General features: G+C 73.4%; 8 protein-coding genes (1 of these 8 only partly in view). All 8 read right to left on the reverse strand.

Going from position 1 to position 20448, the window contains the following annotated elements:
* On the reverse strand, positions 1 to 1429 hold the 5' portion of the coding sequence (locus ACTYVM_RS31690; RefSeq protein ID WP_445529274.1) for a non-ribosomal peptide synthetase. 12752 nt of this gene lie to the left of the window's left edge; 1429 of the gene's 14181 nt are visible here — the first part of the coding sequence; the start codon lies at positions 1427 to 1429; its stop codon lies off the left edge, out of view.
* Positions 1426 to 15678 carry a non-ribosomal peptide synthetase gene (locus ACTYVM_RS31695; protein WP_445529275.1) on the reverse strand — a complete coding sequence of 4751 codons (14253 nt, stop codon included), beginning with the start codon at positions 15676 to 15678 and terminating at the stop codon, positions 1426 to 1428. Before ACTYVM_RS31695 ends, ACTYVM_RS31690 begins: the two co-directional genes overlap by 4 nt.
* A gap of 228 nt (positions 15679 to 15906) precedes the next feature.
* The gene (locus ACTYVM_RS31700; protein ID WP_445529276.1) at positions 15907 to 17583 is read right to left on the reverse strand and encodes a phytoene desaturase family protein; all 1677 of its coding nucleotides are present in this window, start codon (positions 17581 to 17583) and stop codon (positions 15907 to 15909) included.
* Between the two features lie 34 nt (positions 17584 to 17617).
* On the reverse strand, positions 17618 to 18328 hold the full coding sequence (locus ACTYVM_RS31705; protein ID WP_445529277.1) for a 2-hydroxychromene-2-carboxylate isomerase: 711 nt from the start codon (positions 18326 to 18328) through the stop codon (positions 17618 to 17620).
* 44 nt (positions 18329 to 18372) lie between these two features.
* Positions 18373 to 19119 carry a 3-oxoacyl-[acyl-carrier-protein] reductase gene (gene fabG / locus ACTYVM_RS31710; RefSeq protein WP_445529278.1) on the reverse strand — a complete coding sequence of 249 codons (747 nt, stop codon included), beginning with the start codon at positions 19117 to 19119 and terminating at the stop codon, positions 18373 to 18375.
* A 76-nt stretch (positions 19120 to 19195) separates the two neighbouring features.
* Positions 19196 to 19681 carry a 3-hydroxyacyl-ACP dehydratase FabZ family protein gene (locus tag ACTYVM_RS31715; RefSeq protein ID WP_445529279.1) on the reverse strand — a complete coding sequence of 162 codons (486 nt, stop codon included), beginning with the start codon at positions 19679 to 19681 and terminating at the stop codon, positions 19196 to 19198.
* Positions 19678 to 20148, reverse strand: coding sequence for a 3-hydroxyacyl-ACP dehydratase FabZ family protein (locus ACTYVM_RS31720; protein ID WP_400027803.1), 471 nt, complete (start codon positions 20146 to 20148; stop codon positions 19678 to 19680). Before ACTYVM_RS31720 ends, ACTYVM_RS31715 begins: the two co-directional genes overlap by 4 nt.
* Positions 20145 to 20408, reverse strand: a complete 264-nt coding sequence (locus ACTYVM_RS31725; RefSeq protein WP_400027805.1) for an acyl carrier protein — start codon at positions 20406 to 20408, stop codon at positions 20145 to 20147. The genes ACTYVM_RS31720 and ACTYVM_RS31725 overlap by 4 nt, the downstream gene beginning before the upstream one ends.
* Positions 20409 to 20448 lie beyond the last annotated feature (40 nt).

The raw sequence follows: 20448 nt of genomic DNA on the forward strand, positions 1-20448 counted from the left end.
CGACGGCCGGGTCCCGCGGCGCCCGGGCGACCTGCTCCGCGAACAGCTCCGGCAGGGTCCTCGGAGGCTCGCCCCCGGTGTCGTTGCGCCGCAGCAGGACCTCTTCGCGCTCCTGCGGGGCGAGCACGTCCAGACGGCCCACGGGGCGGTCCGGGTCGCGCACCACCGCTTCCAGCACCCGCACCAGCCGGGCGCCGATCGCCTCCACGTCCGCCGGGCTGAAGACGTCCGGCCGGTAGCCGAAACGGATGCGCAGCGTCTCGCCGGGCAGGGCGGCCACGCTGAGCGGGTAGTGGTTGGCGTCCGCGCCGTGCGCGCCGACGATCGTCAGACCGGCCAGCTCGCGGAACCCCTTCTCGTCGAAGGGGTAGTTCTCGGTGACGGTGATGGTGTCGAACAGCTCGCCGGACGCGCCGGCCAGGGCGTGCACATCGGGCAGGTTCAGGTGCTGGTGGGACATCAGCCCGGCCTGCTGCCGCTGGAACCGGGCCAGCATCACGCCCACCGGCTCCGACGGGTCCAGGCGCACCCGCACCGGCAGGGTGTTGATGAACAGACCGACGATGCTCTCCACACCGGGGATGTCCGCCGGACGTCCGGAGACGGTGCCGCCGAACACCACGTCGGTGCGGCCGGTCAGCCGGCTCAGGACCAGCGCCCAGGCGCCCTGGAAGACCGTGTTGACGGTCAGGTCGTGCCTGCGGGCCGTCGCCGTCAGCTCCCGGCTCAGCTCGGCCGGAACCTCCACCAGCAGGCGTTCCGGCACGACCGGGGTGCGCAGCCGGTCGTCCGACACCAGCCGGGTCGGCTCCTCGACGCCGCTCAGTACCGTCCGCCACGCCTCCTCCGCCGCGGGCCGGTCCTGCTCGGCCAGCCAGGCGAGGTAGTCGCGGTAGGGCGTCACCGGAGGCAGCGCCGATTCCTCGCCGCCCGCGGCGTAGAGCGTGAACAGGTCCGTCATCAGCCGGCCGACCGACCAGCCGTCCAGCAGGATGTGGTGGTGCGCCATCACGAGCCGGTGGGCGTGCTCGCCGTGGTGGATCAGCGTGAAGTGCAGCAGCGGCGGGCGTGCCAGGTCGAAGGTGCGCTCCGACGCGGCCGTCGTCAGCTCCCGCAGTCGCGCCGCCTGCTGCTCCTCGGGCAGGTCGCGCAGGTCGAACTCGTCCCAGGGCAGGGGGACTTCGCGGGGGATGAGCTGCACCGGGCGGCTGAGCCGCTCGTAGCGGAAGGCGGCCCGCAGATTGGGGTGCCGGCGCAGCAGCGCCGCCACCGACTCCCGCATCGCCCCGGCCTCCAGCGCGCCTTCCAGGTCGAGGCGGAGTCTCGCCGTGTAGATGTCCAGCGAGCGCTCGTGGTAGACGGTGTGGAAGAGCAGGCCCTCCTGGAGGGGCGAGAGCGGAAGGACGTCCTGGAACCCCGGCTTCGTCATGAGGAGAAGTACCTTCCGTCTGCTTCCAGTACGTCGATGTCGCCTTGGTCGAGACCGGTCAGGGAGAGGTCGGACGGGGTGTGCCCGCCGGCGTCCGCGGCCTCGGAACGGGTGAGGATGGCTTCCAGCGCGCGGAACCAGTCGTCGACCAGTTCGCGTACGTCCGCCTCGCCGAACAGTTCGCTCGGCCAGGCGCAGGTCAGGGTCAGGCACGGCCCTTCGGGGCCCTGGACGACCGAAGTGGTCAGCTCCAGCGCGTGGCCGGCCGCCGGCGCCTGCTCGGTGGGTCCGGCGGACACCGGCCACTCGCCGGGTGCGGCGTCGTCGAGGCCGCCGAGGTGGGTGAAACCGATGTCCGGCGGGGGCAGTTCGGCCAGCACGGGGGCGGTGCGCGGGTTGAGGTACCGCAGCATGCCGTAGCCGACACCGCCGTCCGGCACCGCGCGCACCTGCTCCTTGACCGCCTTGACGGCGTTACCCACGGCCGTGCCGCCCGCGGTCAGCTCGGACCGCTCGACGGCACCGGTGTCCAGGCGCACCGGGTGCGCCGTGGTGAACCGGCCCAGGGTGTGGGAGAGGTCCTGGCCCTCGGCGAACGGCTCGCGTCCGTCCCGCTCCAGGTCCACCAGGACGCCGCTGCCGCCGAGGTGGTCCCGCAGGTGCCGGCGCCGCCACTGCGGTACGGCCAGCGCCAGCGCGGTGAGCAGGACGTCCTCCACAGCGCAGTGGAACGCGGCGGGCACCCGGCCGAGCAGCGGTCCGGTCCGCGCCGCGGGCAGCGTGCGACGCAGCAGGCCGGGGGCGCCGGGCCGGTCGGGACCGGGGGCCGAGGGCCGGTCGGTGAGCCGGGGTTCCGCGGTGGTGAGCGTCGTCCTCCACCAGTCGAGTTCGCGCTCGCGCTCCGGGTCCTGCGCGGCGGCCACCAGGTGCTGCGCCCAGCGGCGGTAGGAGGTGCCGGCCGGGCGCGGGGCGTCCCGGCTCTCCCCGGTCAGGACCCGCCAGCAGGCGGCCAGCTCGGCGCGCAGGACCCGCCAGGACACCGTGTCCACGGCCAGCCGGTGCAGCACCACCAGCAGCCGGCCCCGCCGTCCGGGCCCGGCGTCGAACCAGACGAACCGGGCGACGTCCCCGTTCTCCGGGTCGAGGCGGTCGGCCGCCCGCCCGGTGTGCTCGCGCACCGCGGCGGCCGACGCGTCCGCGTCCAGTCCGGCGACCGTCACGTGGGCCACCCGGCCGGCGGCGTCCACGGTGCCGGGGGGCCGCACCTGAAGGCTCCACCGGGCGCCGTCCCCTCCGCCGTCGTGACGGCCCAGCAGCAGCCGGAGCGCGTCGTGCCGGTCGGTGAGCACGGCCACCAGCTCGCGCAGCCGGTCCAGGCCGAGGCCGGCCGGGGCGTCGAGCAGGAGCGACTGGTGGTACGCCCGGACCGGGCCGCCCCGCTCCCGCAGCGCGTGCGCGGAGGGTGGCAGCGGGAGACCGCCGACACCGGCGTCGGGCGACTCGACGACGAGGTCGGGGACGTCCGTCGCCACGGACGCGAGCCCTTCGACGGTCCGGTGCACGAACACGTCCTCCGGCGTGATCCTCAGTCCCCTCGCCCGGGCGCGGCCGACCAGCCGGATCGAGACGATGCTGTCGCCGCCGAGGTCGAAGAAGCTGTCCCGGATCCCCACCGAGGGCAGGCCGAGGACCTCGGCGAACACCTCGCACAGCGCTTCCTCGCGCGGGGTGCGCGGCTGCTCGTCGCCGACCAGCACCGCGAAGTCCGGGGCGGGCAGCAGCCTGCGGTCCACCTTGCCGTTCGGGGTGAGCGGCAGGGCGTCGAGGGCGACGAACGCGGCCGGGACCATGTAGTCCGGCAGGACGCGTGCCGCGTGCTCCCGCATCCCGGTGGCGGCGGGCACCTCCCGGCCGGGCGCCGCGACCAGGTAGGCCACCAGCCGCTTGTTCCCGTCGCCGTCGTCCCGGGCCACCACGGTGGCCTGGGCCAGTTCCGGATGGCCGGCGAGCACGGTCTCGATCTCGCCCGGCTCGATCCGGAAACCGCGCACCTTGACCTGGTCGTCGGCCCGTCCGACGAACTCCAGCTCGCCCGCGGTGTTCCAGCGGGCGATGTCGCCGGTGCGGTACATCCGGGTGCCGGCCGGGCCGAACGGGTCGGCCACGAACCGTTCGCCGGTCAGTCCGGGCCGGCCGAGATAGCCGCGGACCACGCCGTCACCGGCGAGGTACAGATCGCCCGCGACCCCGGCCGGGACCGGCGCGAGCCGGTCGTCCAGCACGTACACCCGGGTGTTCGCGATCGGCCGGCCGATCACCGGCGCGCCGGGCCGGTCGTCCAGTGCGGCGGTGGTGGACCACACCGTGGTCTCGGTGGGTCCGTACAGGTTGCGAACGCCCGCGGACAGCTCGCGCAGCCGGGCGGCCAGCCCGGCGGGCAGCGCCTCGCCGCCGACCAGGACCCGCAGCCCGGCCAGGGCGTCCGGGTGCGCGGACACCAGTGCCTGCCACAGCGTCGGGGTCGCCTGGACCACGGTGGCGCCCGTGCCGGTGATCAGCTCGGCCAGCGCGTCGACGTCCCGCACCTGCTCGGTGGTGGCGAGCACGAGCCGGGCCCCGGCGACCAGGGGTACGTACAGTTCGAGTCCGGCGATGTCGAAGGCGACGGTGGTGACCGCCACCAGGACGTCCGCCTCGCCGACGGGCAGCCGCTCGCGCATGTCCCGCACGAAGTTGGCGATGTTCGCCCGGGTGACCACCACGCCCTTGGGACGGCCGGTGGAACCGGAGGTGTAGATCACGTAGGCCGGGTGGTCGCCGTGCGCCGTGTCCGGCAGGTCGGTGTCCGGCAGGGCGGCGATCCGTGCCCGCAGCGCCGGGTCGTCCACCGCGATCGTCTCCGCCGTTGCCGGGACGGGCAGTTCGCGGGCGAGTTCGGAGGTCGTCAGCACCAGGGCGGGCGAGCCGTCGGTGAGGATGTGCCGCACCCGCTCGGCCGGGTAGGCCGGGTCGAGCGGTATGTAGGCCGCGCCCGACTTGAGCACCGCCAGCAGCGCCACCACCAGGTCGGCGCCGCGCGGCAGGCTCACCGCGACCCGGACCTCGGGGCCGGCGCCGCGGCCGGCCAGGTGGCGCGCCAGCCGGTTCGCCCGGGCGTTCAGGTCGGCGTAGGTGGTCTCGGCGCGGGTGGTCCCGCCGTCGGCGGCGACGACCGCGACACGGTCCGGGGTGCGGGCGGCCGCCGCCTCGATCGCCTCCGTCAGCGACCGTGGGCCGAAGTCGGCGCTCGTGGCGTTCCAGTCGCGCAGCAGCAGGGCGCGCTCGGCCGGGGTCAGGACGTCCAGGTCGCCCACGGGCCGGTCGGGTTCGGCGCACAGCCGTTCCATCAGGTGCGTGAACCGCCCGGCCAGCCCCACGACGGTGTCGTGGTCGAACAGGTCCGTGCTGTACTCGGCGACCGCGTCGATCCCGGCGGGCTCCTGCGTGTCGTCGAACAGCTCGCGCAGGTTGACGTTGAGGTCGAACTTGGCCGTGTTCAGGTCGAGCATGCGGCGCCGCGCGGACACCCCGGGCAGGTCGTAGTCGGCCTCCGGGTTGTTGTGCAGGCTGACCATCACCTGGAACAGCGGGTGGCGGGCCATGACCCGCTCGGGGTTCAGCACGTCGACCAGCCGCTCGAAGGGCACGTCCTGGTGGGCGTACGCCGCCAGGTCGGTCTCCCGCACCCGGTCGAGGAGTTCGGCGAAGGTGGGGTCGCCGGACAGGTCGGTGCGCAGCACCAGCGTGTTGACGAAGAAGCCCACCAGATCGTCCAGGGCCTCGTCCGTGCGGCCCGCGACCGGTGTGCCCACGGGGATGTCGGTGCCCGCGCCCAGGCGGTGCAGCAGTACCGAAAGGCCCGCCTGGAGGACCATGAACATGCTGACCCCGCGGCGGCGGGCCAGGGCCGACAGGTCCCGGTGCAGTCGCGGCTCCAGCCGGAAGGTGGCCCAGCCGCCGCGGTAGGTGGGGGTCGCCGGGCGCGGCCGGTCCACGGGCAGGCTCAGTTCGTCGGGCAGTCCGGCCAGCGCCTCGCGCCAGTACGCCGACTGCCGTGCGGCCACGCTGTCCGGGTCGTCCTCGTCGCCCAGCACGGCGTGCTGCCAGAGCATGTAGTCCGGGTACTGCACCGGCAGCGGCGTCCACGTGGGTGCCGTGCCCGCGCACCGGGCGCCGTAGGCGGTGGCGAGGTCCCTGCCGAACGGCCCGGTCGACCAGCCGTCGACGACGATGTGGTGCATCACGACCACGAACACCGACTCCCGCTCGCCGGCCCGCAGCAGGGCGGCCCGCAGCGGCAGTTCGACGGTCAGGTCGAAGCCCTGCCCGGCGATGCGCCGCGACTCCCTGTCCAGCTCGTGCGCCGCGACGTCGAGCACGGTGAACTCCGGTGCGGCGACCGACGGATCGAGCACCACCTGGTACGGACTGCCGTCCCGCTCGGGGAAGATCGTGCGCAGCGACTCGTGGCGGGCGACGACGTCGCCGAGCGCGGAGCGCAGCGCCAAGACGTCCACCGGACCGTCGAGGTCGAGCGCGATCGGCAGGTTGTACGTGGCGCTGTGGCCCTCGAGCCGGTTCAGGAACCACAGCCGCCGCTGGCCGTGGGACAGCGGCAGACGCGCGGGCCGCTGGGCGGCGCGCAGCGCCTGCCTGCCTTGCGGCGCCCCGCGCAGCGATCCGGCCAGGGCGGCCACGGTCGGGCTCTCGAACAGCGCGCGGATCGGCAGCTCCGTGCCGAAGACCGAACGGATCCTGCTGACCAGCCGGGTGGCCAGCAGGGAGTGGCCGCCCAGGTCGAAGAAGTTGTCGTCGACCCCGACCGCGGGCACGTTCAGGATCTGCGCGAACAGGGCGCACAGCAGCTCTTCCTGCGGTGTCCGCGGTGCGCGTCCGGCGGCGGCGCCGGTGCCGGTGGCGGAGTGGTCCGGCGCCGGCAGGGCCCGCCGGTCGACCTTGCCGTTGGGGCTGAGCGGCAGCTCGTCGAGCACCACGAAGGCGGCGGGCACCATGTAGTCCGGCAGGTCCCCGGCCACCTCGCGGGCGACCTCCGCCCTGTCCAGCGGGCCGTCCGGCACCAGGTAGGCGACCAGGCGCTGGTCGCCCGGCAGGTCCTCCCGCAGCACGACGGCGGCCTGGGCGACGCCCGTCCGGCGCAGCAGCGCGTTCTCGATCTCGCCGATCTCCACCCGGAAACCGCGGATCTTGACCTGGTCGTCGACGCGCCGCAGGAAGTACAGCTCGCCGTCCGGCCGCCACTTCACGATGTCGCCGGTGCGGTACATGCGGGAGCCGGGCGGGCCGAACGGGTTGGGCGCGAACCGCTCGGCGGTCAGCGTCGGCCGGTGCAGATAGCCGCGCGCGATGCCCTCGCCCGCCACGTACAGCTCACCGGCCACGCCCATGGGCACCGGCCGCAGGGCCTCGTCCAGCACGTACAGCCAGGTGTTGGGCATGGGACGGCCGATCGGCAGGGGGCCGCTGTCGACCGGTTCGCCGGCCCTGATCACGTGCTGGGTGCAGTTGACCGTGGTCTCGGTGGGGCCGTAGCCGTTGTAGATGTGCGCCTCGGGGTGGCGGGTACGCCACTCGGTCAGGGTCTCGCCGAGCAGCAGCTCGCCGCCCAGCATGAGTTCGCGGCTGGGGGAGAACGCGTCGGGCAGCGCCTCGAGGAGCGGCAGGTGGCTCGGGGTGGCCTTGAGGAACGTGCACGGCGTCCGGTCCAGGGCGGCCAGGGTCCGCGGATCGCCGTCGTCCAGGGTGTCCAGGATCACCGTGCCGCCGACGGACAGCGGCGTGTAGAGCGCGGTCACCGTCAGGTCGAAGGAGATCGGGCTGTGCAGTACCGCCGCTCCGGTGGTGCTCGGGTAGCCCGAGGTGCTCCAGCGCAGGTAGTCGCTCAGGCAGTGCTGTTCGGTCAGCACGCCCTTGGGGCGCCCGGTGGAGCCGGAGGTGTAGATGACGTACGCGGAGTGGTGCGGGTGGACCGGGTGCAGCCGGTCGGCGTCGGTCGGCGCCGTCACCGGGCGGCCGGCCACGGCCTCGACGGTGTCCGGCTCGTCCAGCAGCAGCCGCGGCAGGTTCTCGGAGCGCGGGATGCCCGCGCCGATGGTGGTGTCGGTGAGCAGCAGCATGGCCGAGGCGTTCTCGATCATGTACTCGATGCGCTCCGGCGGGTAGTCCGGGTCGAGCGGCAGGTAGGCCGCGCCCGCCTTCAGGACGGCCACCACGGCGACCACCAGGTGCGGGGTGCGCGGCAGGGCGACCGCGACCCAGTCCTCGGCCCCCACGCCCCGCGCGATCAGGTGATGGGCCAACCGGTTGGCGCGCTCGTCGAGTTCGCGGTAGGTCACCTCCTCGTCCCGGCAGACCAGGGCGACGGCGTCCGGGGCCGTCGCGACCTGCCGCTGGAACCGTTCGACGAACGTCGGCGCAACCTCCTCGCGGATCTCGCCGACACCGAGCGCGAGGATGCGGTGGCGGTCGGACTCGCCGAGCAGGTCCAGCTCGCTGACCCGCTGCGCCGGGTCGGCGGCGACCGACTCCAGCAGGCGGCTCAGCCGGGCGGAGATGTCCTCGGCGGTGCCGCGGTCGTACAGGTCGCAGCTGTAGTTGAGCAGACCGGTGATGCCGGCCGGGGTGCCGTCGCCGGTGTACCGCTCGCCCACGGAGAACGACAGGTCGAACTTGGCGACCTCGGTGTTCACCGGGTGCAGGCGGGTGCGCACCCCGGGGAAGCCCAGCTCCATTTCGGGGGTGTTCTCGAAGTTCAGCAGCACCTGGAACAGCGGGTGCCGGGAAAGCGAGCGCTCCGGCCTCAGCGTCTCGACCAGCAGCTCGAACGGCACCTCCTGGTGGGCGTACGCGGACAGGTCCGCCTCGCGCACCCGGCCGAGGAGCTGGCGGAAGGTCGGGTCGCCGCTCAGGTCGTTGCGCAGGACCAGGGTGTTGACGAAGAAGCCGATCAGGTCGACCAGCGACTCGTCGTTGCGCCCGGCGACCGAGGTGCCGACGGGGATGTCCGTGCCGCCGCCCAGCCGGTTCAGCAGCGCGGCCAGCGCCGCCTGCATCACCATGAACAGGCTGGCGCCGCTGCCGCGGGCGATCTCGAGGAGCCGTGCGTGCACCTCGGGGCCGACGTTGATGGGTACGAACCCGCCGTCGTGGCTGGGGACCGCGGGCCGGGGCCGGTCGGCCGGCAGGTCCAGCTGGTCCGGCAGACCGGCCAGCGTGTCCTTCCAGTAGCCGATCTGCCGCGCCAGCACGCTGTCCGGGTCCGCGAGGTCGCCGAGGACGTCCCGCTGCCACAGCGTGTAGTCGGCGTACTGCACGGGCAGCGGCGCCCACTGCGGGGCGTGCGCCGAGCGCCGCTCCGCGTAGGCGGCGGACAGGTCGCCCACCAGCGACGCGAACGACCAGCCGTCGGCCACGATGTGGTGCACCAGGACCAGGAACACCTGCTCGGTGGGGCTGAGCACGAACAGCTCCGCCCGGACGGGCAGTTCGTTCTCCAGGTCGAAGCCGCGGCGGGCGGCCGCGGTCAGCTTCGCGTCCAGTTCCGGCTCGCTCAGCTCGGTCACCGGGATCCGCAGGCGGGCCTCCCGCTCCGGCACGACGCACTGGACCGGTACCCCGTCGTGGTCGCGGAAGACCGTGCGCAGGCTCTCGTGCCGGGCCATGACGTCGTGCAGGGCCTCGTGGAGGGCGTCGCGGTCGATCCGGCCGGTGAAGCGCAGCGAGACACCGAGGTTGTAGGTCGGGCTCGGGCCCTCCAGGCGGTTGAGGAACCACAGCCGCTGCTGGGTGAACGACACCGGCAGCCGCTCCGGGCGCGGCATCGGCACCGCCCGGGGCCTGGCCGTCCCGGCGCGCTCGACCAGTTCCGCGAGCTGGGCCACCGTGGGCGCCTCGAACAGGTCGCGCACCGCGAGATCGACGCCGAGCACCGACTGGATCCTGATGATCAGCCGGTTGGCGATGAGCGAATGCCCGCCGAGGTCGAAGAAGCTGTCGTCGACGCCGACCGAGGACAGTTCCAGGATCTCCGCGAACAGACCGCAGAGCACCTGCTCCTGTGGGGTACGCGGCTGCCGGCCGCCTCGGCCGCCGGCGAACCGGGGCGCGGGCAGGGCGCCGCGGTCGAGCTTGCCGTTGGCGTTCAGCGGCAGCCTGCGCAGGGTGACGAAGGCCGCCGGCACCATGTAGCCGGGCAGGGTGGCCGCCACCAGCTCGCGCAGGGCCGCGACGTCGGCCTCGGCTCCGGAGGCGGGCACGACATAGGCGACCAGTTGCTTGTGGCGGTGCTGGTCCTCCTGCGCGACCACCACCACCTGCGCCACGGCGGGGTCCGACGCGATCACCGACTCGATCTCGCCGGTCTCGATGCGGAAACCGCGCACCTTCACCTGCTCGTCGCTGCGCCCCAGGTAGGCCAGCTCGCCGTCGGCGGTCCACCGCACCACGTCGCCGGTCCGGTACAGGCGCTCGCCCGGCGGGCCGAACGGGCTGGCCACGAACCGCTGCGCGGTCAGCGCCGGCCGGTCCAGGTAGCCGCGGGCCAGGCCCGCGCCCGCCAGGTACAGCTCGCCCGCGACCCCGGCGGGAACCGGCCGGAGCCAGGGGTCCAGCACGTACACCCGGGTGTTGGCGACCGGCCGGCCGATCAGCGGCTGAGCGGGAGTGCCGTCGGAGTACCACGCGGTCGCGTACACCGTGGCCTCGGTCGGTCCGTAGATGTTGGCGATCCGGGCCGTGGGCATGACGGCGCGGATGTCCGCCACCGCCCGTTCGGAGAGCGCCTCGCCGGCCAGCACCACGAGGTCGGCCGAGGCGGACACGTTGTCCTGGCCGATCAGCTCGGCCAGCGCGGACGGCACCGCGCTGATCATGCTGCCCGACCAGCCGTCCGCCCGCTCGGCCAGCGCCAGCAGGTCGCGCACCACGTCGATGCGCCCCCCGGCCGTCAGGGGCGCGAAGATCTCGAAGACCGACACGTCGAAGCTGAGCGACGTCGACGCCAGCGGCCGGGACAGGGCGGCGGCGCCGATCTCCCGCGCCGCCCAGGTGACCAGGTTGACCACGTTGCGGTGCTCCACCACGACACCCTTGGGCGTCCCGGTCGAGCCGGAGGTGTGGATGACGTAGGCGGCGTTGTCCGCCCGCAGCGGAGCCCCGCGGTCCTCGTCGACCGGGTTCGTGCTGGGGCGGGCCGCGACCGCCTCCACCGTCCCGGGGGCGTCCAGCGCCAGCGCCGGCACCTCGGCGAAGGCCTCCCGAGGCCAGCCGGACAGCACGCCCTCGGTGCTCAGCAGCAGCGCCGGGGCGGCGTCGGACAGCAGCAGCGCGACCCGCTCGACCGGATGGCCGGGGTCGACCGGCAGGTACGCCGCACCGGACTTGAGCACCGCGAGCAGCGCGACGACCAGCTCCGCCGAACGCGGCATGCCCAGCGCGACCACGCGCTCGGGACCCGCGCCCCGGGCGATCAGCTCCCGCGCCAGCCGGTTGGCGGCCTCGTGCAGGGCGCGGTACGTCATCGACCGCGTCCCGTCGCACACCGCCACCGCGTCCGGGTGCTCCGCCGCCGTCCGCTCGAGCAGGTCGACCAGTGTCCCCGCCGGGACGTCGCACTCCGTGTCGTTCCACTCGCGCAGCAGCCGCCGCCGTTCGGGCAGCGACAACATGTCGAACGCCCTTACCGGGGAATCCGGTTCGGCGACGAGCGCCTGAAGGAAACGCACCAGCCGGTCGCCGAGCATTTCCACAGTGGAGCGGTCGAAGAGATCCGTTCGGAATTCGACGACCGCGTCGATACCGCCCGGTGTTCCCGTGCCGTCGACACGTTCGCCGAATTCGAAGGACAGGTCGAACTTGGCCATCGTGCGCACGCCCGGTTCGGCGACCGCCGTCAGGCCGGGGAATTCCACGGTGGTGTCGAGTTTCCGCTGGAGGGAGAACAGCACCTGGCACAGCGGATGGCGGGACAGTGAACGCTCCGGGTTCAGCACCTCGACGAGACGCTCGAACGGCACGTCCTGATGGGCGTAGGCCGCCAGGTCCGACTCCCTGACCCGGCCGAGGAGTTCCCGGAACGTCGGGTCACCGGAGACGTCGGTGCGCAGCACCAGCGTGTTGACGAAGAAGCCGACCAGGTCGTCCAGGGCGTCGTCGGTGCGGCCCGCCACCGGGCTGCCCAGCACCACGTCGGGACCGGCGCCCAGCACCGAAAGCAGCGAGGCCAGCCCGGCCTGGAGCGTCATGAACAGCGTGGTGCCGGTCTGCCGGGCGAGGTCGGCGAGGCCGCGGTGCAGCTCGGCCGGCAGCCGCAGTTCGACGACGTCGGACCGGTAGTCGGCCTCGGCCGGCCGCGGCCGGTCGGCGGGCAGCGTGATCTCGTCCGGCAGACCGGCCAACTCCGAGCGCCAGAAGGCGATCTGCCGTGCCATGGCGCTGTAGGGGTCCCGGTCGTCGCCGAGTACGTCGCGCTGCCACAGCGTGTAGTCGGCGTACTGCACCGGCAGCGGCCGCCAGTCGGGTCGTGCTCCGCGCACCCGGGCGGCGTACGCCGTCGACAGATCGCGGGCCAGCACCCCCAGCGACCATCCGTCCGCCGCGATGTGGTGCACCACGACGGACAGCACGTGCTCCTGCTCGCCGAGCGAGAACAGATCGACGTGCAGGGGGAGTTCCGTGGCCAGGTCGAACGCCCCGGCCGCGCAGCTGGCCAGCGCCACGGGCAGTTCCTCGGCGCTGATCGCCGAGACGGGCAGCTCGATCACGGCCGTCCCCGGGTCGAGCACGACCTGGCTCGGCACGCCCTTCACATCGGGGAAGACGGTGCGCAGGCTCTCGTGCCGGGCCAGCAGGTCACCGAACGCCCCGAGCAGCGCCCCCCGGTCCAGCGGCCCCGACAGGCGCAGCACCAGCGGGATGTTGTAGGCCGAGTTGGGTCCCTCGAGCCGGTCCACGAACCACAGCCGGTTCTGCGCGTAGGACAGCGGGACCTCGGCCGGGCGCGGCAGCGGGGAGATGCCGGAGCGGGCGTTGTCGGCGCAGGTGACGCGGTCCGCCACGGCGGCGACGGTCGGCGCCTCGAACAGCGTCCGGATCTGGAGCTCTACACCGAACACCGAACGGATCCTGCTGACCAGCCGGGTGGCCAGCAGGGAGTGGCCGCCCACGTCGAAGAAGTTGTCGTCGACGGTGACCCCCGGCACGCCCAGGACCTCGGCGAACAGCCCGCACAGCACCTCCTCGACCGGGGTGCGCGGGGCGCGCCCGGCCGAGCCGGCCACGGACTCCGGTTCCGGCAGCGCCGCATGGTCCAGCTTGCCGTTGGCGGTGATCGGCAGCCGCGGCAGCACCACGAACGCCGACGGCACCATGTGGTCCGGCAGCGCGGCGGCCACCGTCTCGCGCAGCACGCCGAGGTCGAGGGCGCCGCGCTCGCCGGCCGGCGTGACGTAGGCGACCAGCCTCCTGTCGCCGGGCTGGTCCTCCCGGACGACCACCGCGGCGTGGGCGACCCGGGCCGCGTTCTCCAGGACGGCCTCGATCTCGCCCGGCTCGATCCGGAAACCGCGGATCTTCACCTGCTGGTCGGCCCGGCCGACGAACTCCAGTTCGCCGTCCGCCGTCCAGCGGGCCACGTCGCCGGTGCGGTACATCCGGGTGCCCGGAAGGCCGAACGGGTCGGCGACGAACCGGTGCGAGGTCAGGTCGGGGCGCCCGTGGTAGCCGCGCGCGAGCCCGTCGCCGCAGACGTACATCTCCGCCGCGACGCCGGGCGGCACCGGCCGCAGCGCGTCGTCCAGCAGGCGGATCGCCAGGTCGGGGATGGGGGAGCCGATCACGCTGCCCCGCCGCCCGGCCACGGTGGCGCGGTCCAGCGCCCGATGGGTGACGTGCACCGTGGTCTCGGTGATGCCGTACATGTTCACCAGGGCCGGCGCGTCGTCCGGGTGCCGGTCGTACCAGCGCTGAAGCCGCCGCAGGTCCAGCGCCTCGCCGCCGAAGACGACGCACCGCAGCGCGGGATCGCCGCCGGCCTCCGGGTCCTCCTGGTCGGCCTGCATGAGCTGGTAGAAGGCGGACGGGGTCTGGTTGAGCACCGTGACGCGCTCGTCGGCCAGCAGCCGCAGGAACTCCTGCGGCGAGCGGCTCACCTCGTGCGGGACGACGACCAGCCGGCCGCCGTGCAGCAGCGGACCCCAGATCTCCCACACCGAGAAGTCGAAGGCGTACGAGTGGAACAGCGTCCACACGTCGTCGGGCCCGAACGTGAACCACCGCTCGGTGGCGGTGAACAGCCGCAGCACGTTGTGGTGGGGGACGAGCACGCCCTTGGGCCGGCCGGTGGACCCGGAGGTGTAGATCATGTACGCCGGGTGCCGCGGGTCGAGCGGCGCGGCCCGTTCGGCGTCGGTGACGTCGCCGGTGGCCCGTGCGGCCGACTCCGCGGCGACATGGGTGTCGTCCAGTACCAGCCGCGTGACGCCCTCGGTGTCCGGCAGGCCCCCCGCGTGCGTGGTGTCGGTCAGCACCAGGTCCGGTGCGGCGTCCGCGAGCATGAACGCGATCCGCTCGGCCGGGTAGGCCGGGTCCAGCGGCAGATAGGCGGCGCCGGCCTTGAGGACGGCCAGCAGCGCGACCACCATCTCCGCCGAACGCGGCAGCGCCAGCGCGACGAACCGCTCCGGTCCTGCGCCCCGCTCGATCAGCGTCCGGGCCAACTGGTTGGCCCGGGTGTTGATCTCCCGGTAGCTGTGGCCCACCCCGTCGCTCACCACGGCCGTGCGCCCGGGGTGCTCGGCGGCGACCCGCTCGAACAGCTCCGGCAGCGTCGCGGCGGGGGCCTTGACCGGGACGGGCGGGGTGAGCACCCGCGCGCGTTCCTCGTCGGTGGCGGTGTCCAGCCGCCCGACCGGCGTCGCGGGGTCGCAGACGCACAGCCTGGAGAGCAGGTCGAGGAAGCGGCCCTGGTGCGTGGCCAGCGACTCCTCGTCGTACAGCGCCGAGTTGGCGTCGAAGTCGAAGCGCAGCGCGCCGTCGGTGGAGCGGGTGTCCAGCACGATCGCGAGGTCCGTGATCGGGCCGCCCGGCAGGTTGTGCACGGTCGCGCCGTGTCCGGCGAAGTCCGGGGCGTAGTCGAACAGGACCAGGTTGACGTGCGGTCCGATCAGGTGCTGCTCGGGGCCGAGTCCCAGGTCGCGCCGTATGTCCTCGTGCCGGTACCGCTGGTGGCGCACGGCCTGCCGCATCTCGGCGGAGACGGCGGTGAGCAGTTCGCCCACCGAGGTGTCCGGTGCGGCGCCCAGCCGCAGCGGGACCAGGTTGGAGACGCTGCCGGGCACGCCGCGCAGGCCCCGGCCCTGACGCGCGGCGACCGGCAGGCCGACGACCACCTCGTCGGTGCCGGTGAGACGCCGCACGTAGAGGGCGAGCGCGGCGACCACCACGGCCGGCCAGGCGATGCCCGCCTCACGCGCGAGCCCGCGGATCGCCTCGGTCTGCGCGGCGCCGAGCGTCTCGCTGCGGCGGATCACCCTGCTGGGCAGGTGCTGTTGGCCGCCGGACAGGCTGACCGGGGGCTGCGCGCCGGCCAGCCGCTCGGTCCAGAACGCGGCGTCGTCGGCGTGGTCCGGGGAGTCGGCGTAGGCCCGGGCGGCGTCCACCAGGCCGCACAGCGGCGGGAAGGGGTTGGCCGGCACGGCGGTGTCCGCCGTCAGCGCGGAGTAGACCTCGGCCACCCTCGGCGCGAACAGGGCCACACCGGCACCGTCCAGCACGATGTGGTGGACGCGGAGGTACCACCACCAGCGGTCCTCGGCGAGCTTGAACAGGGCGAAGGCGAACAGCGAGTCGCCGAACAGGTCGATCGGCCGGGTCCGGTCCTCGTCCATCCACTGGTGCGCGCCGGCCTCCGGGTCGCTCTCGCCGGACAGGTCCAGGACGGGGAACGGGAAGTCGACGGCGGGCAGGATCCGTTGCTCGGGGACCTCACCGTTCTCGGCGAACCGCACGCGCAGCGCGTCCGTCTCGCCGACCACCCGGCGCAGCGCGGTCTCGAAGCGGCCCGGATCGACAGGCCCGTGAATGTCCAGATACTCGGCGATGTTGTAGACCGTGTTGCCGGAGTCGATCCGTTGCGCGAACCAAATGCCCGATTGAGCCGGCGTCAGAGGGAGTCGGATCTCACCGGATTGAGGCACGACTACTCACTCCCCTTGAATCGGAAAACTGGTGGAGACAGCCCCCGCGGGCCACACCGATCGGGCGCATCCGGGCCGATGGGGCGATCAGATCTCGCCCCGCGCCTGGACGTTACCTGCGCACCCGGCGCCCGGGAACGGCCTTATAAGAAGCCTCGATAAACCATCGCCGCAGGTCGCCCGAGCATTTAGAGGTCGAAATGGCGCCCCGGCCAAGAATCCCCGCCGTCAGCAGGGGTGGCTGCCGCGGGGCGCCGACCCGCCGCACAGGCGCAGCGGGTCCCAGTCCGCGCCGCGCACGGGAAGCCGCCCGGGGTCGCCCAGCACCGTGCCCGCGTGCACCTCCGGCAGGAGCGGGCGGCCGAGGATCTGCCCGGCGCCGGCGATGCCGCTAACGGCGGCACCGGTGATCCCGCTGCCGTAGCGGGTGCTCTGCCCCACCACGTACAGGCCGGCCACACTGGTGCGGGTGTCCGGCCGGGCGCCCGTGCCGCCCCAGCGGGCCAGCCCGAAGGGCGATCCGCCGGTCGAACGGGTGTAGCGGCGCTGGGTGGCCGGGGTGGCCAGCTCCAGATGGGTCACGTACCGGCGGAAGGGGCCGAGCGCGCGTTCCGCGGTGGCCAGCATCGCCTCCGTGACCCGCTCCTTCTCCGCCCGGTAGGCCGGGTCACGGCGGTATGGTCCGCCGTCCTCGGACGCGGCCGCCGCGCCCCACGCCTGAAGGGAACGCGGGCACAGGGCCATCACCTGGAAGTTGGCGTGCCCGGACGGCCCGATGGCCGCGGTGTGCGGGTCCTTGAGCGAGGCGAACGAGACGAACACCGACGACGGCGCGTCGAACCGGCCCTCGGCAAGGCCGCGGAACGCCTCCTCGACGTCGGCGTTCCCGTGCCACCACAGGTTCGCCCCGGTCCTGCCCGGCAGTTCCCGGTCGAGTCCCACGTAGAGCACCACCAGGGGGAAGCCCGTCACCGCGGTCCGGGCCCGCTTCCCGATCGACACCGGGAAGTGCTCCTCGCCGACCAGTTCCCGGACGGTGCGCACATAGTCGGCGTTGGACACCACGACCGGCGCGCGCAGCTCCCGCCCGCCGTCCAGCACGACACCGCACGCCCGGCCGTCCTCGACCAGCACCCGGTCCACGCGGTGCCCGGTCCTGACCGTGCCGCCGTGACCGGTGATCGCCTCGGTCAGCGACGCCGCCAGCACCTGGCCGCCGCCGACCGGATAGGCGGCGCCCCGCAGGTAGTGGTCGGTCACGCTCGCGTGCATGGCGACCGTGGCCTCCTGCGGGCCGATCCCGTAGTTGAGCGCCTGGGCGGCCAGCACGGTGCGCGCGGTGGCGGACAGGCCGCAGTGCTCGAACAGGTCGTGCAGCGTACGGCGGCCCCAGGCCATCGCCGTGGGGGTGCGGCGCAGCACCTCGGCCGGGTCGGCGCCGACGGCGGACAGCAGCGTCCAGCGCATCTCCGCGCCGGCCGCCGAGCACACCGCCACGAACTCCCGCAGCCCGTCCTCGTCCGCCGGCAGCACCTCGACGAGCCGGTCGAGATAGCGGTCCCAGCCGACGGGCACGGACATCCGCAGCCCGGGCAGGACGACCTCGTCGAATCCGTCCGGGTCCAGCTGCCGGAACGCGACGCGGTCGCCCAGGCCCAGTCCCCGCAGGATCGACGGCAGTACGCCGTCGGGCCCGCAGTCGCCGATGTAGTGCACCCCGGCGTCGAACTCGTAGGCCGAACGGCGGCGGAAGACGTGGCTGTTGCCGCCCAGCACCCCGGCCTGTTCGAGCACCAGCACCCGGTGTCCGGCCACCGCCAGGTACGCGGCGCAGGTCAGCCCGCCCATGCCGCTGCCGACCACGATCGCGTCCCAGTCGCCCGCGAGTCGGTGCTCGTCGCTCATCGCGTCCCCTCGGGATCGTCTCGGTGGCGGCGGCTCAGCCGCAGCCACCGGCGTGACCGGCGTCCGCGCCCACCGCGGCCATCTGAGGCAGCGCGGCCGCCTCCGCGTCCGGCACGGCGACGGCGGCGAGCGGCACGCCGCGCAGCGCGGCGACGAAGCCGGCCACCCGGTCGACGCCCCAGAACTTCTCGTGGCCGTGGACGAAGAACGGCACCCCGAACAGGCCGTCCCTGGCCGAGTCGGCCAGGATCTGCACCCCGCGGGCGCGCAGGTCCGGGTCGTCGGCCGCGCCGGCGGCCCGGTCCGCGTCCAGGCCCAGTTCACCGGCGATCGCACCGATCACGGCGGGGTCGGAGATGTTCTTCGACTCCTGCCAGCGGGCGCGGTACACCCGGTCGACGAACTCCCTCCCCTTCCCGGCGTCCTCGGCCACCAGGTAGGCCAGGTGCGCGACCTCCCAGACCGGTTCCCGGTCGATCGGCCAGGTGACGTCGAGCCCGCGGTCCTCGGCCAGCCGGCGGGCGTCCTGGAGGATGTAGAAGTTCTTCTCCCGCGCCATCGGCACCAGCGGCAGCTCGACCCCGGCCTGCGCCAGCAGTTCCTCGCTGCGCGCATCCGGCTCCCAGAACGGGATCCACCGCACGCTGTCAAGGACGTCGGGGTGGTGCTTCTTCAGGTCGTGGTGGGCGAACCAGGAGTACGGGCTGCGCAGGGAGAAGTACCAGCGGGGCGGCTTCTTGGCCATGGCGGGGTCCTTCGGTGGGGGAGGCGGGGGAGTCGGGAGCGGGCTCAGATGGTGATGCCGCCGTCGACCTGGAAGACGGAGCCGGTGATGTAGCCGGCGCGCTCGGAGGCCAGGAAGGACACCAGGTCGGCGACCTCGTCGGCGCCGCCGAAACGGTTCAGGGGGATCGAGGCCAGCATCTGCTCGCGGACCTTGTCGCTGAGCACCGCGGTCATGTCGGTCTCGATGAACCCGGGGGCGACCACGTTGGACCGGATGCCGTAGCGGCCGACCTCCTTGGCCAGCGACTTGGCGAAGCCGATGATCCCGGCCTTGGTCGCCGCGTAGTTGGACTGGGTGGCGTGGCCGTGCACCCCGGCCACCGAGGAGATCAGCACCAGGGAGCCGGAACGGCGCTTCATCATCTCGAACACCACCGAGCGGCAGACGTTGTAGGTGCCGTCGAGGTTGACCGCGAGCACGTCCTTCCACTGCTGGTCGGTCATCATCAGCAGCGGGTTGTCACGGGTGATGCCCGCGGCGGTGACCGCGACGTCCACCGTGCCCAGGGTCTCCTGGGTCTCGGCCACCCACGCGCGCACCGAATCCGGCGAGGCCACGTCGACCTTCCGGGCCAGCACCCGGACGTCGAACTCACCGAGTTCCTTCTCCAGGGCGGTCGCGGCCTCGTCGTTGGACTGGTAGCAGAAGCTGACGTCGTGGCCGTCGGCGGCGAGCCGCTTCACCACGGCCCGGCCGATGCCGCGCGAGCCGCCGCTGACCAGCGCGACCGGCTTGTTGTCCTGTGCCATCAGGCGTTCCTCCATGTCGGCCGTACGTCGGCCGTACGTCGGCTGTACGTCGGCCGTAGGTCGGCTGTACGTCGGCTCAACCGGTGGACGGCAGGAGCTCGTCGGCGGGGCGGAAGGCCATCACCATCCGCTCGACCGACATCACCACCTCGCCGTCGCACGAGGTCTCGCCCTCGAAAATCGCGGTGTCGGACAGGGCGCGGGAGAGCCGGGCCCGGTGCAGGAGCACGTCCCCCGGCAGCACCGGCCGGTGGAAGACGACCCCGGAGAGGCCGCCGAGCAGCATCACCCGGTCGGTCTGCCGGGGGTCGGTCTGCTCGTCGGGGGAGCGCCAGGTCGCCAGGATGCCGGCGGTCTGGCCCCACGACTCGATCAGGAGCGTCTGCGGGTACTCCGGACAGGCGCCGGCCGTGTGCGCGCCGAGGGCCCGGTAGCACGGCTCGTTGCGGGTGATCGCCTTGGTCGCGGTGACGCTCTCGCCGGGAACCAGGTCGAGGACCCGGTCGACGAGGAGCATGGGGAACCGGTGCGGAAGCAGACGTTCGACCTCGACGGTGTTCATACGGCGACCTCACCGGACAGCCGCAGCCGCACCGACGCGGCATCGCCCCGCTCGGTGCGCGCCGTGGCCCGGCAGCGCACCCCGCCCTCGTGATCGCGCAGCTCCAGCTGCACCGTGAGCAGGTCGCCGGGGTATACGGCGCCGAGGAAACGGGTGGACTCCACCGCGAGCAGCCGGGGTTCGGGCATCCCGGACCGCTCGGCGACCGCCAGCGCGCCGCGCAGAACGCATTCGACGACGCACACCCCGGGGAAGATGGGGAAGTCGGGGTAGTGGCCCGCGAAGACGGGCTCCGCCCCGTCGATCACGACGGTGGCCACCGCGCTGAGCACGCGGCCGTCCCCTCCGGCCGCCCCGGACCGGGCCACCGACGTCACCTCGATCCCGGCGTCCACCGGGGACGGCCTCGGGGCGAAGGAGCCCCGGGTCACCGGCCCGGCGGGCGCCTCGGGCGCGGTGGCGCTCACGCCGACACCGCCAGCTTGCTCTCCAGCAGTGCGCGCGCCTGACTGAAGGTGCGGGCCGTCCGCATCTCCTCCTCGCTGAACTTGACCTGGTACTTCTTCTCCAGCACCACGACCAGTTCCAGCAGGAGCAGCGAGTCGACCTGCAACTCCTCCACGAAGTCGGTGGCCTCCTCGATCTCGGTGGCGTCGACGTCGATCACATCGGCGAGGGTCCGCCGCAGTTCTTCCTTGTCCAGCTTGTCGGTGGGCTGTGCCGTCATGACTACCGCTCTCCTCCGCTCGATTGGTTTCCGGGTACGG

The sequence above is a fragment of the Streptomyces cyslabdanicus genome (assembly GCF_052663305.1).